This window comes from Streptomyces sp. NBC_00659, assembly GCF_036226925.1.
Classification (GTDB): Bacteria; Actinomycetota; Actinomycetes; order Streptomycetales; family Streptomycetaceae; genus Streptomyces.
This window is the reverse complement of the sequence record NZ_CP109031.1, coordinates 962,220-976,102: the sequence shown is the minus strand read 5'-3', so window position 1 is coordinate 976,102 and position 13,883 is coordinate 962,220. Positions and strand designations below refer to the sequence as shown.

Annotated in this window: 10 protein-coding genes; 7 read left to right on the top strand and 3 right to left on the bottom strand. The window is 72.3% G+C overall.

The features are described 5' to 3' along the window. The first annotated feature begins 120 nt into the window (after nt 1-120). The 5 genes from OG410_RS04075 (at nt 121) to OG410_RS04055 (ending at nt 7,684) form a co-directional block, all read left to right on the top strand. Nucleotides 121-1,215, top strand: a complete 1,095-nt coding sequence (locus tag OG410_RS04075; protein WP_329297837.1) for a DUF1996 domain-containing protein — start codon at nt 121-123, stop codon at nt 1,213-1,215. Nucleotides 1,216-1,287: 72 nt separating this feature from the next. Next, the gene (locus OG410_RS04070) at nt 1,288-3,039 is read left to right on the top strand and encodes a discoidin domain-containing protein (RefSeq protein WP_329297836.1); all 1,752 of its coding nucleotides are present in this window, start codon (nt 1,288-1,290) and stop codon (nt 3,037-3,039) included. A gap of 34 nt (nt 3,040-3,073) precedes the next feature. Next, on the top strand, nt 3,074-5,536 hold the full coding sequence (locus tag OG410_RS04065; RefSeq protein WP_329297835.1) for a glycoside hydrolase family 3 C-terminal domain-containing protein: 2,463 nt from the start codon (nt 3,074-3,076) through the stop codon (nt 5,534-5,536). A 61-nt stretch (nt 5,537-5,597) separates the two neighbouring features. Then, nucleotides 5,598-6,638: a LacI family DNA-binding transcriptional regulator gene (locus OG410_RS04060; protein ID WP_329297834.1), complete on the top strand. Its 1,041-nt coding sequence runs from the start codon at nt 5,598-5,600 to the stop codon at nt 6,636-6,638. A 167-nt stretch (nt 6,639-6,805) separates the two neighbouring features. Then, complete coding sequence (locus tag OG410_RS04055) at nt 6,806-7,684, top strand: universal stress protein (RefSeq protein ID WP_329297833.1); 879 nt, start codon at nt 6,806-6,808, stop codon at nt 7,682-7,684. 184 nt (nt 7,685-7,868) lie between these two features. Here OG410_RS04055 and OG410_RS04050 read toward each other — a convergent pair whose 3' ends face one another. Next, on the bottom strand, nt 7,869-8,222 hold the full coding sequence (locus OG410_RS04050) for a hypothetical protein (RefSeq protein WP_329297832.1): 354 nt from the start codon (nt 8,220-8,222) through the stop codon (nt 7,869-7,871). A 107-nt stretch (nt 8,223-8,329) separates the two neighbouring features. Between OG410_RS04050 and OG410_RS04045 the strand changes: the two genes are divergently transcribed. Further along, nucleotides 8,330-8,995, top strand: a complete 666-nt coding sequence (locus OG410_RS04045; RefSeq protein WP_326791085.1) for an NUDIX domain-containing protein — start codon at nt 8,330-8,332, stop codon at nt 8,993-8,995. Nucleotides 8,996-9,067: 72 nt separating this feature from the next. Next, a complete protein-coding gene (locus OG410_RS04040; RefSeq protein ID WP_329297831.1) occupies nt 9,068-10,054 on the top strand; it encodes an aldo/keto reductase in 987 nt (328 codons plus the stop codon). 134 nt (nt 10,055-10,188) lie between these two features. Here the strand turns inward: OG410_RS04040 and OG410_RS04035 are convergent, their stop codons facing one another. Beyond that, nucleotides 10,189-12,729, bottom strand: a complete 2,541-nt coding sequence (locus OG410_RS04035) for a SpoIIE family protein phosphatase (RefSeq protein ID WP_329297830.1) — start codon at nt 12,727-12,729, stop codon at nt 10,189-10,191. A 190-nt stretch (nt 12,730-12,919) separates the two neighbouring features. Beyond that, nucleotides 12,920-13,840 (bottom strand): LysR family transcriptional regulator ArgP, encoded by a 921-nt coding sequence (locus OG410_RS04030; protein WP_329297829.1) that lies wholly within the window; start codon nt 13,838-13,840, stop codon nt 12,920-12,922. Nucleotides 13,841-13,883: the final 43 nt, after the last annotated feature.

The window sequence follows — 13,883 nt, the reverse complement described above, 5'->3', positions numbered from 1 at the left end:
TCTCCCGTTCCCTCGGCACATGTGATGGACCGTCACGCGGGCGGCCCGGCGGCACTGTGCTCATCGCCGCTCACGGCCGTCCGACCCCCACCGTCCCCATCGACGTGGCAGGAGGTCTCCATGGCACGGAGATCGAAGATCGTTTCAGGAATCCTGATGTCCGGCGCGCTGGTGCTGACCTCGCTCGGCCTGGCCGGAGTGGCGATGAGCGCCGACCCGGCGGCCGGTGCCCCGGCCTCCACGGCCGGGTCCACGACCGTCCACACCGGTCATGTGATGGCAGCCTCGACGCTCGCCTCGCCGGAGGACCCGGACGGCGACGGGTACATCCCGGCGAACCCGCCGGTGACCGGGGTCGTCCCCTCCAAGGCGGAGCCGACGCACCGGTACTTCCACGAGTTCCAGGCGAACTGTTCGGTGTCCCACACCCGGCCGGACGACCCGATCGTCTACCCCGGCCAGCCGGGCAAGTCGCACGACCACACCTTCATGGGCAACACCACCACGAACGCGGCTAGCACCACCGCCTCGCTCGACTCCGGCGGGACCACCTGCAGGGCCCCCGGTGACAAGTCGGCCTACTGGATGCCGACCCTGCTCAAGGGGAACACGCCCGTGCTGCCGGTGGGCCCCCAGGTCATCTACTACAAGGCAGGGGTCACCGACTACACCAGCGTGCGTTCCTTCCCGAAGGGTCTGCGCTTCGTCGTCGGCAGTCCCCTGCAGTCGGCGGCCGACTTCCGCAACCACCGCGGCTTCGTGGAGGGCTGGGAGTGCGGCGACAGCTTCTTCAACGTCGACTTCCCGCAGCAGTGTCCGAACAGGGCCGACGTCCAGCTCAACATCCGGTTCCAGGCGCCGAGTTGCTGGGACGGCAAGTACCTGGACACCCCCAACCACCAGAGCCACATGGCGTATCCGGTGGTCAATCCCGGCACGAACAACAACATCTGCCCGGACGATCACCCCGTCGCCCTGCCGATGATCGAGTTCAAGATGGCCTTCCCGGTCAACGGTGACATGTCTCAGGTCAGGCTGGCGAGCGGCGCCGGCTACTCGTTCCACTACGACTTCTTCAACGCGTGGGACGCGCCGACACTCAAGGCCCTCGTCGACCACTGCGTCGTCGGCGGGCTCCAGTGCGACGCCCGCGGCTACGACCAGACGCACCCCGAGGCGGGCGCGGCGCTCGACGCGAACTACCGGCTTCCCTGAGGCGCCACCTCCCGGACCACCAGGTCCACATACCTGATCTTCCCCCCTCACCCGCACACCGGACGGACACTCATGACCGGATCCCGTACCACCCGGCGCCGCATCACGGCGCCCGTCACCGCGGGCCTGCTCGCCGCGGGAGCCCTCGTCGCGCTGCCCTCCCAGCCCGCGCAGGCCGCCGGCGGCGTCGTCAAGGTCACCGGCTCGCAGGGCAACTGGCAGCTGACCGTCGACGGAAGCCCGTACCAGATCAAGGGCCTCACCTGGGGCCCGGCCGTCGCCGACGCCGGGCGTTACATGCCCGACCTGAAGTCGATGGGCGTCAACACCGTCCGCACCTGGGGCACCGACGCCTCCAGCAAGCCGCTCCTCGACGCGGCCGCGGCCCAGGGCATCAAGGTGATCGCCGGCTTCTGGCTGCAGCCCGGAGGCGGTCCCGGCAGCGGCGGCTGTGTGAACTATCTGACGGACACCGGCTACAAGAACCAGGTACTCACCGAGTTCCCCCAATGGGCCGCCACCTACAAGGACAACCCAGGCGTCCTGATGTGGGATGTCGGGAACGAGTCCGTGCTCGGACTCCAGAACTGCTACAGCGGCGCCGAGCTGGAGCGCCAACGGGACGCCTACACCACCCTCGTGAACGACATCGCCAAGAAGATCCACGCCGCCGACCCCGACCACCCCGTCACCTCGACCGACGCGTGGACCGGCGCCTGGCCCTACTACAAGCGGAACGCGCCCGATCTCGACCTGTACGCGGTCAACGCCTACAACGCGGTCTGTGACATCAAGTCGGCCTGGCAGCAAGGTGGTTACACCAAGCCCTACATCGTCACCGAAACCGGTCCCGCGGGCGAGTGGGAGGTGCCGGACGACGCCAACGGCGTCCCCGCCGAACCGGCCGACCGGGCGAAGGCCGACGGCTACACCCGGGCGTGGAACTGCGTCACCGGACACCAGGGCGTCGCGCTCGGCGCCACGATGTTCCACTACGGGACCGAGTACGACTTCGGCGGCATCTGGTTCAACCTGCTGCCCGCGGGCGAGAAACGGCTGTCGTACTACGCCGTGAAGAAGGCGTACGGCGCGGACACCTCCCGGGACAACACCCCGCCGGTCATCTCCGACCTGACCGTGGAGGGAGACGCGGGCAAGGTGCCCGCGGGGCGCGACCTCACTCTCTCCGTCAAGGCCACGGACCCGAACGGTGATCCGGTCACGTACGAGGTGCTGGACAACAGCATGTACATCGACCAGGGCAAACAGCTGAACCCGCTGCCCTTCACCGACCTCGGCGGCGGCCGACTCCGGGTCACCGCGCCGGACCGGCCCGGAGTCTGGAAGGTCTACGTCAAGGTCAAGGACGGCAAGGGCAACGTCGGTGTCGAGACCCGGTCCGTGCGCGTGGTGCCGCCCACCCCGAGCGGAACGAACATCGCGCTCGGCCGGCCGGCCACCGCCTCCTCGTTCCAGACCGGCGGCGGCGACTGCCCCTGCACCGCGGCCGGTGCCGTGGACGGCAGCCTCAACACCCGCTGGGCCAGCGACTGGAGCGATCCCCAGTGGCTGCGGGTCGACCTCGGTACCCGAATCTCGTTCCGCCATGTGCAACTGGTCTGGGAGACCTCGTACGCCAGGGCCTACACCGTGCAGACCTCGGACGACGGGCAGAACTGGACCACCGTCCGCACGGTCACCGACGGCAACGGCGGCGTGGACGACCTCGATGTCACCGGGGCCGGCCGCTACGTACGGGTGAACGGCACCGCGCGAGGAACCGGATGGGGTTACTCGCTCTACGAGTTCGGCGTCTACAACTGAGTCGAACACCGATGGGGAGAGCGCTCTCCCGGGAATGAGGCCGCACTTGACGGAGAAGACGGACGACGAGGCGGAACGCGAACGGCTCCTCGGCAAGCTGACCCTCCGCGAGAAGGTCCGGCTGCTCACCGGTGCGACCACCTGGCGCACCAGGGCCGAACCAGCCCTGGAACTGAGGGAGATGGTCCTGTCGGACGGTCCCGCCGGAGTGCGCGGGCAGTCCTGGGACGAGCGCGATCCGGCCCTGCTGCTGCCTTCGGCGTCCGCGCTCGGCGCCCTGTGGGACGAGGAACGGGTGGAGCGTCTCGGCGGGCTGCTCGCCGCCGAGGCGCGCCGCAAGGGTGTCGACGTCGTCCTCGCACCCACCCTCAACCTCCACCGGACACCGCTCGGCGGGCGGCACTTCGAGTGCTTCTCCGAGGACCCCGAACTGACCGGCCGCACCGGCGCCGCGCTGATCCGGGGCATCCAGGCACACGGAGTGGCCGCCACCGCCAAGCACTACGTGGCCAACGACTCCGAGACCGACCGGCTGACCGTCGACGTACGGGTGTCCGAGCGGGTCCTGCGGGAGGTGTATCTGGCACCGTTCGAGGCGGCCGTCGAGGCCGGCGTCCGGGTCGTCATGGCCGGGTACAACGGCGTCAACGGCACCACGATGACCGCCAGTTCCCTGCTCGACGAACCCCTCAAGGGGGAGTGGGGCTTCACCGGCGTGGTGGTGTCCGACTGGGGCGCGGTGCGGTCCGGGGAACCGGCAGCCCGCGCCGCCCTCGACCTCGCGATGCCGGGACCGGAGAGCGCCTTCGGCGAGGAACTGGTGCGGGCGGTGGAAGCGGGGCGCGTTCCGCGGAACGCCGTCGACGACAAGGTGCGGCGGCTGCTCGGGCTCGCCGCCGCGTGCGGCGCGCTGGGGCAGCCGCCGCGGGACACCCCGCCCGCCACCGGCCGGAGCGAGGCCCGCGCGCTGCTGCGCGGGGCCGCGGCCGCGAGCACCGTCCTGCTGCGCAATCGCGGTGTCCTCCCGCTCGATCCCGCCCGGTTGCGCACCGTCGCGGTGATCGGCGCGCACGCGGTCCTGCCGCGTGTCCAGGGCGGCGGCAGCGCGGGAGTCTTCCCCGAGCGGGTCGTCACTCCGCTGGAGGGGATCAGGGCCGCGCTCGGCGACGGCGTGCGGGTCGTCCATGTGCCGGGCCCCTCGACCGCCGCGCCCGCGGCACCCCTGACCCCGGACCTGTGCGCCGATCCGGAAACCGGCGACCCCGGTGTCCGGCTGCGGGTGCTCGACGCGGCGGGGTGTGAACTGCTCTCCGAACACCGCCTCGGCGGGCGCCAGTTGGAGCCGCCGCTGCCGCCGGGTGCGCACACCGTCGAGATCGCCGCCCTTCTGCTTCCGGGGATCTCGGGGCGGTGGACGCTCGGGGTCGGCGGGTTCGGGCGCCTGAGCATCACGGTCGACGAACGCGTCGTCCTGGAAGGGGAGTTCGGCAAGGAGACCGACGATCCGGCGGTCGTCCACGTGAACCCGCCCGTCCACGGTGCGCCCGTCCTGCTCACGGCGGGACGTGCGGTGCGCGTGGTGGCCCGCCGCGAACTCGCCCCGGGCACCGGGCGGGCCACCGTCGTCACCGCGGCCCCGCCACCCCCCGACGACGGTCCGGCCCTGGCCGACGCGGTGCGGGCGGCCCGCGACGCGGACGCGGCGATCGTGGTCGTCGGCACCACCGAACACGGCGAGTCCGAGGGATACGACCGGACGGACCTCGGGCTCGGCGGACGCCAGGACGAGCTGGTCCGCGCGGTGACCGCCGCCGAACCGCGGACGGTCGTCGTCGTCAACAGCGGCGGACCGGTCGAACTGCCCTGGCGCGCGGCGGCCGGTGCCGTCCTGCTGACCTGGTTCCCCGGCCAGGAGGGCGGCGCGGGCCTCGCCGACGTGCTGTTCGGCCGAGCCGAACCCGGCGGGCGGCTGCCCACGACCTGGCCGGCGACCCTCGCCGACGCGCCGGTCACCCGCACCCGGCCCGAGGACGGACACCTCGACTACACCGAGGGCCTGCACATCGGCTACCGCGCCTGGGCACGCCACGACCGCGAACCCGCCTACTGGTTCGGGCACGGACTCGGCTTCACCACCTGGGCGTACGAGGGGCTGGGCGTCCCCGACGACATCGTGGCCGGCGAGCCGTTCACCGTGCGGGTCGACGTACGCAACACGGGTCCCCGGCGCGGACGCGAGGTCGTCCAGGTCTATCTCGCCGGGCCCCCCGGACCGCCGGACCGCCCGGAACGCCGGCTCGCCGGGTATGCCGCGGTGAGCGCCGAACCGGGCGAGCGGGCGACGGCGTCGGTGCGGATACCGCCCCGGGCGCTGCGCCACTGGGCCGAGGACGAACACGCGTGGCGCACGCGGCCCGGCGCCTACCGTGTGCTCGCCGGCAGCTCCGCGGGCGCCCTGCCGCTGACGGCCACCGCCCTGGTCCGGCCCCCCGGCTGAGCGCCGGGGGTCGGGGAGAGCGCTCTATCCCCGGGCGGTGCCGTGCCGTTAGGGTGCCGCCATGAGCAGACAGGCTCCCACGCTGGAGGATGTCGCGCGGGTGGCCGGAGTCTCCCGCGCGACCGTGTCCCGGGTCATCAACGGTGTCCGCAATGTCGACCCCGGGATCCAGGAGGTGGTGCGCCAGGCCATCGACCGGACCGGATACGCGCCCAACCGGGCCGCCAGATCGCTGGTGACCCGGCGCAGCCAGACGGTGGCGCTGATCGTCTCCGGCGCGGGCGACACCCCGGGGGAGGCACAGAACGCCTTCGCCGCGCGGGTGTTCGCGGACCCCTTCTTCGGACGGGTCGTCAGCGGCGTGGTGGGGTACCTGCGTCCACGCTCGATGCATCCGCTGCTGATGTTCGCCGAATCCGCGGAGACCAGGAGCCAGGTGCTGGCCGACCTCCGGCAGGGCAGCGCGGACGGCGCCCTCGTCGTCTCCACCCACGCCGACGACCCGCTGCCCGCCCTGCTCGCCGACGCGGGTCTGCCCGCCGTCCTCTTCGCCCGGCCCTCCCGCCCCGTGCGGCTCAGCTATGTCGATCTCGCCCACCGCGAGGGGGCGCGGCTGGCGGCCGAACACCTGCTGAACCGGGGGTGCCGGCGGATCGTCACCGTCACCGGGCCGCTCGGCGTCGCCGCGAGCCAGGACCGGCTCGCCGGGTTCCGCGACACGATGGCCCGCAGCGGACACCCGTACGTCCCGGTCGCCGAGGGCGGGTTCACGCTGGACAGCGGTATGGCGGCGATGTCCGGGCTGCTGTCCGAACACCCGGACGTGGACGGGGTGTTCGCCGCCAACGACCTGATGGCCCAGGGCGTGTGCCAACTGCTGCGGGAGCGGGGCAGACAGGTGCCGGACGATGTCGCGGTCGTCGGCTTCGACGACTCCAGCGTGGCCGTGACCTGCCGCCCTCCGCTGACCACGGTGCGTCAGCCGGTGGAGGAGATGGCCGCGGCGATGGCCGCCCTCCTGGACGAGCACATCCAGGGCGTTCGCACCGAACCCACGTCGCTGATCTTCGACCCGGAACTCGTGGTCCGCGCCTCGGCGTAGGGCCTGGCGGACAAGCCCTGGCCGGGTCACGCCCGTCGGTCCGTGCGGGAGCGAGCCCTCCCCATCTCCTGTCGTGTGTCCGCCGTCCCCGCCGGTGACGGAGACTGGACCGCAAGGATGGACGAGCACCCGGCCGGGCAGACGGGCCGGCGACGGAAGGCAGGCGGATGACCCCCCCGATCACCGTGGGCGTGGACGGATCACCCGAGAGCAGGGCGGCGCTGGCCTGGGCAGGCCGTGAGGCCGTCCGCCGGGGTGTGGCCCTGCGGGTGGTGTACGCCTGGCACTGGCCGCCGCACGACATGGTCGGCGGTGGTGACCGGGAGGACCAGGCACGCTCGGCCCGAAGCATGATCGAGGACGCGGCCCGCACGGTCACCGAACGGCACGAGGGTCTGCCGGTGACGGTCGACGTGATCGACTCCGTCGACGGCGACGTGGTGCAGGCGTTGCTGGGCGTCGCGGCCGACACGCAGACCCTGGTCCTCGGCTCGCGCGGATACGGCGCGTTCGTCGGCTTCCTGCTCGGTTCCGTCGGACAACGGGTGATCGCCGAGGCGGCCTGCCCGGTGGTACTGGTGCGTTCGGAGGACCGGCCCGAGGACGAGGCGGGCGGGCGCGAGATCGTCGTGGGCCATCAGGGCGGACCCGAGGACGACGCCGGTCTGCGTTTCGCGTTCGAGACCGCGGCGGCCCGTGGCGCGGCGGTGCGGGCCGTACGGGCGTGGAGCCTGCCGCCGGTGTTCGCCTACAGCCCCGGTTCGCTGAAGATGCTCGACGAGGCCGGCGGCCTGGAGCCGTACGAGAGGAAGGCGCTGGCCGAGGCCCTCCTGCCGTGGCGCGAACGCTTTCCCGAGGTGCCCGTCACCCAGCACATCGAGATGGGCAGCGCGGGCCAGGTGCTCCTGTCCCTCTCCGACCGGGCCCAGTTGCTGGTCGTCGGCCGCAGGGCCGACCGCTCCGCGGTGGGCGTCCGGATCGGTTCGGTGGCCCACGCGGTGATGCATCACGCGCCCTGCCCGGTGGCGGTCGTTCCGCACGCCTGATCCGGCACCGGTCCGTCGGACCCCGCCGCGGACTCCCCCGGTCGAGAGCCGGCCGGGGGAGCCCGGGCCGGGACCGGCCGGGGTGCGCGTCGAGCGGGACCGGTGACGTGGAGCGGGACCGGTGACGTGGAGCGGGACCGGTGACTGGAGCGGGGCGGGAGGAAGCGCCCGGGCCGGACGGCGGTTACTCGTTGTCGGCCCGGGACATGCGCAGGGCCAGGTCCTGGAGCAGATCGGCCGTCGAGACGTCGGTGCGCCCGGAGTCGTGGAGGTCGGCGAGCTCGGAGAAGAGGAACGCGAAGGCGCCCACCAGCGAGATGGCGGCGGGCAGGTAGGCGTTCGCGACCGCCTGCCCCGCCTCGGCGGGACCGGCGTCACCGGGCACCTCGACACGCGGGAACACCTCGGTGACGAGAGCGCCCAGGTTGTTCTCGGCCGATTCGACCCCGGCCTCCTCGTCCTGGGCGATCCTGCGCACCATGGCGTTGGTCTCGGTGAGCACGCCGATGGCGCGCAGGATGATCTCCGTCTGTTCCATGCCGTGAGCCTAGACGGGCGAAGCCCCGCTGTGACCAGGACCTTGGTCTCGGGATGGTAGACAGTGCCCATGAACGACAACTCCCGCGCCCGCCGGGCCCGCGCGCGATGACCGCCGGCATCGACACCCCCGACCGCCGGGGCCGGACCGGACTCGACCGGACGGGCCGCGACCTGACCGGCAACCCCCGGGTCAGGATCCGCGACGTGCACCTTCTGTCCTGCCACTGGTACGTGGAGCGCACCACCACCTTCGACCTCCAGCTGGCCGACGGGACCTGGAGCACCCAGGAGCGCGAGACCCACGACCGCGGCAACGGAGCCACCCTCCTGCTGTACGACACCGAGCGTGAAACCGTGCTGCTGACCAGGCAGTTCCGCTATCCCGTGTATGTCAACGGGCACCCGGACGGCATGCTGGTCGAGACACCCGGCGGCCTCCTCGACGAGGAGGACGAGCACCCCGAGGACGCCGTACGGCGCGAGGTCATCGAGGAGACCGGGCACACCGTCGGCGCGGTGGAACACGTCTTCGACGTCTACATGAGCCCGGGTTCGGTCACCGAACGGGTGAGTTTCTACGCCGCCTCCTACGGCCCGTCCACCCGCACCCACGAGGGCGGCGGACTCGACGAGGAGGGGGAGGACATCGAGGTGGTCGAACTGCCCTTCCGTGAAGCCCTGTCGATGATCCGCACCGGGGAGATCGCGGACGCCAAGACGATCATGCTGTTGCAGTGGGCCGCCCTGGAGGGGCCCTTCGCCAAGGCTTGACCTCAAGAGCACTCCAACGACCAGACTCCCGTTCGGGCCCGGGGACTTCGGGCCCGAACGGGAGGGAACACCATGCGCTACCGCACGATCGGCACGGACCCGGCGACCCGCCGTGAGGTGAGTGTGCTCGCGCTCGGCGCGATGCTGTTCGGCTCACTGACCGACGAGAAGACGTCGTTCGCCGTACTGGACCGCTATGCCGAGGCCGGCGGCAACTTCATCGACACCTCGGACAACTACGCCTTCTGGACCGACGGCGGGCAGGGCGGCCAGAGCGAGGAACTGCTCGGACGCTGGCGGCGCAGCCGGGGCGTCGGCGACGAGATCGTCCTCGCGACCAAGCTCGGCGCACGCCCGCTCGCCCCGGGGACCGGCTACGTCGACAACCCCGAGGGACTGTCGGCCAAGGTGATCCGCGAGGCCTCCGAGCGGAGCCGGGAACGCCTCGGCGTGGAGAAGATCGACCTTCTGTACGCGCACATAGAGGACCGCACCGTCGAACCGGGCGAGACCGTCCAGGCGTTCGCCGAACTCGTTGCGGCAGGCAGCGTCGGACTCCTCGGGGTGAGCAACCACGCCGTCTGGCGTGTGGAACGGGCCCGCGCCCTGGCCGCCCTGGCCGGACTGCCCGGCTACGAGGTCCTCCAGTACCACCACAGCCTGCTGCGCCCGCGTTCCGACGTACCCAGCGGGCTCTTCCCCGAGGGCGGACTCGGCGCCGCGACCGGTGAACTCCTCAGCTACCTGGGGGCGGAGCCCGGGCTGACGCTCGTCGCCTACTCGCCGCTGCTGGGCGGCGCCTACGGGCGCCGGGACAAGCCGCTTGCGTCCGACTACGACCACCCGGGAAACACCGCCCGGCTCACCGTGCTCAAGGAGGTGGCGAAGGAGACGGGGGCGACCCTCAACCAGGTCGTGCTGGCCTGGCAGATGGGCGGCGAGCTGCCCGTGATCCCGCTGGCCGGCGCCTCCTCGGTGGCCCAGCTGGAGGAGAACCTGGCCGCGGTGGACCTGGAACTGACTCCGGACCAGCGGGCCCGTCTGGACGCGGCCCACTGACATCGGTCGGGCCCACTGGGATCGGTCCGGCCTACTGACATCGGTCGGGCCCACTGACATGCGTCTCAGGCCCTCGGGCATCCGTCCGGCCCGTGTCACCGTGAGCGGTCCGGACGGGTGTCCGCCCCGGGCGTTCACCCCTCGCCGGGCGGCCGGCGGGTGGTGAGCAGCAGCGCGATGTCGTCGGGGCGTTCGTTGGCCCTCCGGGCGTCCGCGGTGAGCAGATCGGCGGCGCTGGACAGGGACGGACCGCCCGCCGTGCGGTGCCGCGGGGGGTCCGCGTCGGCCAGGGTCGAGCGAAGGGCCTCGATCCCGTCGTCGATGTCCGTGCCGGGCCGCTCGACCAGCCCGTCCGTGTACAGGGCCAGTACGGCCTCGGGCTCCAGCACCAGGTCCGTCACGGGGTAGTCGGCGTGCGGGTCCACGCCCAGCACCACACCGCCCGGCAGGTCCAGAACCTCGGTGCGGCCGTCGGGGTGGCGCAGCAGCGGCTGCGGATGCCCGGCCCGCGCCGCCTGCGCGACACCGGTCAACGGATCCACCCGGACGTAGCAGCAACTCGCGAACTGGCCCGGATCGAGGTCGATGAGCAGCCGGTTGGTGCCGCTCATCACCTCGTCCGGAGGATGGTCCCCGAGGGCGAACGCCCTTACCGCGCTGCGGAGTTGACCCATGGTGGCGGCGGCCTGGACGCCGTGGCCCTGGACGTCCCCGATGACGAGGGCGAGTCCGTCGCCGGCCTCGACGACGTCGTACCAGTCGCCGCCCACGTCCATGCCGACGGTGCCGGGCAGATAGCGGCCCGCGGTCTCCACGAGGGGGTGTGCCGACAACCGGTGCGGCAGCAGGGCCTCCTGGAGCCCGCGGGCGAGTGCCGCCTCGCTGTCGTAGCGCCTCGCCCGTTCCAGGGACTGCGCGATCAGCCCGGCGAGCGCGGTGAGGACCGTACGTTCCTCGGTGCTGAAGTCGCGCGGCCGGTCGAACCCGAGGATGCAGGAGCCGACCGGTCGTCCGGAGGCGATCAGCGGAAGGAAGGCACGGGCGCCGACGGTGGCGTCCAGGGAGATGCCCGGATAGGCGGCGGCGAGCTGTTGCATCGACTCGAAGAAGAGCGGCCGGCCGCTGGTGAGCGACTCGACCCCGGGCAGTTTGGCGTCCAGGCCCACACCGTCGAAGGGAGCGAGGAATCCTTGCGGGAAGCCGGTCTCCCAGGCCAGATAGAGCCTGCGGTCCTGGAGCAGATAGATGGCCAGGCGGCGGCTGCCGAACGCGGGCAGCAGCTCGCGCATCACCACCTCGGACACCTGCCGCGCGGTCACCGCCTCGGTCAGGGCGATCGCGAGAACGATGGGCCGGTACTGCGGTGCCGTGCCCGGGGCACCGGTGTCGGGCTCTTCGGTCCCGGCCCCTGCGACCTGCGTCGCCTCCAGGTCGAACGGGGCATTCCCGGCGGCCCCCGAGGCCCGTCCCAGAGGCGTGATCTTGCAGGTCACCCCGTGCGGACCCGGATAGACGGAGAAGCTCAGCCAGGTTCCCGTCAGGTGTCCCGGAGTCGTCGCGGTGCCGTGTCCCAGCGGGCTGCGGGCCCGGAAGTGCACCGGGTCCGGTGAGAACAGCGCGCTGCGCAGGTGATCCTCGTAGGCGGGGTGGTCCATCCAGGGCACCGCGTCCCACAGCAGCCGCCCCAGCAGCTCGGCGCGCGGGCGGCCGAGCAGCTCGCCGGCACGCGGGTTGGCGTAGGTGATCAGCCCGATCCGGTCGATCGAGAAGACGCCCTCGGGGAGCTGGTCGGCCGCCCCGTCCGCCGCCGGTCCCGGCCCCGGGTCGACGAGCGCGCCGCTGACCCGGAACGGCGGATCGTCCGATCCTCCCGCTGTCCACAGTTCGAGGAGCCGCAGTCCGCCGTTGCCGGTCCGTACGGGCAGGGGATGGGGCGGGGGCCGGCCGGCGGCGGTCTCGCGCAGGGCGGCCAGCAGCAACCGGGGCTCGTCGTGGGCCAGCGCGTCCGCGAAGGCCTCAGGGGTGCCCGCGAAATCCTCCTGGGGTATTTCCAGCAGCGCCCACAGGGCGTCGTCCGCGAGCAGCGTGCCGTCCTCCGGATCCCAGGTGAATCCCCCGACGCACCGGGTGGACGGGCCGTCGACCGGCGGCCGGGTTCCGATGGGGTCGCCGTCCCACAGGACCGAGGACCCGTCCCTGTCCAGCTTCGCCAGGGCTGCTCCGAGGTCCGCCGCCACCGCCGTCATCCGGTCGCGGTCCGGCAGGACCTCGGTGGCGTCGGAGGCGGGCGGGCGCAGCACCGTCAGGACGCCGTACGGGGTGGAGTCGCTCACGACCGGCACGTAGAGCGAACCGAACTGGAACGGCAGCCCCGCCGCGAGCTGCGGATAGCGGCGCATCGTCTCCGTCGGATCGGCGAGGAGCACCTCGACACCGAGCCGATGGGCGTCCGCGACCGGGAACGGCCGGTCCACGTGCATCCGTGACCAGGGGCGAAAGAGGGGCCCCGGCAGCCCCGCGAGTACGGCGAGCCGCAGCAGGCCGGGTGTGCGGGAGCGCAGGTACACGCCCCCCGCGAAGCCGCGGGCGGCCCGGATCGCGTCCGTCACCGCGTCACTGAGCAGGGAGGTCAGGCTGTCCAGCGCCTGGTCCTCACGCTCGGCGCTCCCTGTCATCGATCTGCCCTCGTCCGCCCGCCACCAGGGGGGTAACACAGCAAGAATGCGCCTCTCGGGCCGCTCACCGCACCTCGACGTCCTCCGCGGTACCGGGAGGTGAGGCCATTCTTCCCGGCCGCGCCCGAATGCGCTCAGCGTGAACATACCGGCTCGGGCCCGCTTCGGGAGCTGTCGGGAAGCGAGTGATTCAGGAGGCCGGTCCGGGCCGCAGCGTCTCGGCGGCGACGGCCGTCACCGCCTCGGCCAGCGCGCCGAGGGCGGGGAAGTCGAGCTTCCACTGCTGCCAGAACAAGGGGACGTCGATGACCCGGCCCGCCGCGAGAGGGACCAGTCTTCCGGCGCGCAGCAGCGGTGCCGCCTGGACCTCGGGCACCATGCCCCAGCCCATTCCGGCCGCCACGGCGTCGACGAACCCCTCCGACGTGGGGACGAAGTGGCGCAGCGCGCTCCCGCCGGGACCGCCCGTGAGGGCGCGGACGAAGTCGTCCTGGATGTCGTCGTTGCGGTCGAACGCCACCACGGGGGCGGAGCCGATCAGCTCGTGCAGGGGTGTGCCGGTCGTCGTGCCGAGCCACTGCTCGGCGCAGCCGGGGCTCGCCACCGGCAGATAGCGCATGATCCCGAGGGCGCGCACGGAGCAGCCGGCCACCGGGTCGGGCGACGAGGTGACCGCCGCCATGACGGTTCCCTCGCGCAGCAGGGCCGCGGTGTGGTCCTCGTCCTCCCGGCGCAGTTCGAAGCACAGCCGCAGTTCGCCCGGCACACGGGCGAGCGCCGGCAGGAACCAGGTCGCCAGCGAGTCGGCGTTCACGGCGACCGACAGCCGTGTGGGCTCACCGGATCCGGACATGCCGAGCTCGGCGTGCGCGTCGCGCTCCAGCCGGGCGAGCCGGCGCGCGAAACGCACCACGATCTCGCCGGACTCGGTCGGGCGCACCGGCTTCGTCCGGGTCAGCAGGACCCTGCCGGTGCGCTGTTCGAGTGACTTGACCCGCTGGCTCACCGCCGAGGGCGTCACATGGAGAGCCGTGGCCGCCGCGTCGAAGGTGCCCTCGTCGACCACCGCGAGCAGTGTGCGCACCTGGTCGAGGGGGAGTTCCGTCATCACGATGGCTAAGGATACGTAAGAATCTTTAGCTGTACTTCCGGCG

Excerpts from the sequence above, each read along its gene's own strand:
- OG410_RS04075 (WP_329297837.1), top strand. The coding sequence starts at position 121 with ATGGCACGGAGATCGAAGATCGTTTCAGGAATCCTGATGTCCGGCGCG.
- OG410_RS04070 (WP_329297836.1), top strand. The coding sequence starts at position 1,288 with ATGACCGGATCCCGTACCACCCGGCGCCGCATCACGGCGCCCGTCACC.
- OG410_RS04065 (WP_329297835.1), top strand. The coding sequence starts at position 3,074 with ATGAGGCCGCACTTGACGGAGAAGACGGACGACGAGGCGGAACGCGAA.
- OG410_RS04060 (WP_329297834.1), top strand. The coding sequence starts at position 5,598 with ATGAGCAGACAGGCTCCCACGCTGGAGGATGTCGCGCGGGTGGCCGGA.
- OG410_RS04055 (WP_329297833.1), top strand. The coding sequence starts at position 6,806 with ATGACCCCCCCGATCACCGTGGGCGTGGACGGATCACCCGAGAGCAGG.
- OG410_RS04050 (WP_329297832.1), bottom strand. The coding sequence starts at position 8,222 with ATGGAACAGACGGAGATCATCCTGCGCGCCATCGGCGTGCTCACCGAG.
- OG410_RS04045 (WP_326791085.1), top strand. The coding sequence starts at position 8,330 with ATGACCGCCGGCATCGACACCCCCGACCGCCGGGGCCGGACCGGACTC.
- OG410_RS04040 (WP_329297831.1), top strand. The coding sequence starts at position 9,068 with ATGCGCTACCGCACGATCGGCACGGACCCGGCGACCCGCCGTGAGGTG.
- OG410_RS04035 (WP_329297830.1), bottom strand. The coding sequence starts at position 12,729 with ATGACAGGGAGCGCCGAGCGTGAGGACCAGGCGCTGGACAGCCTGACC.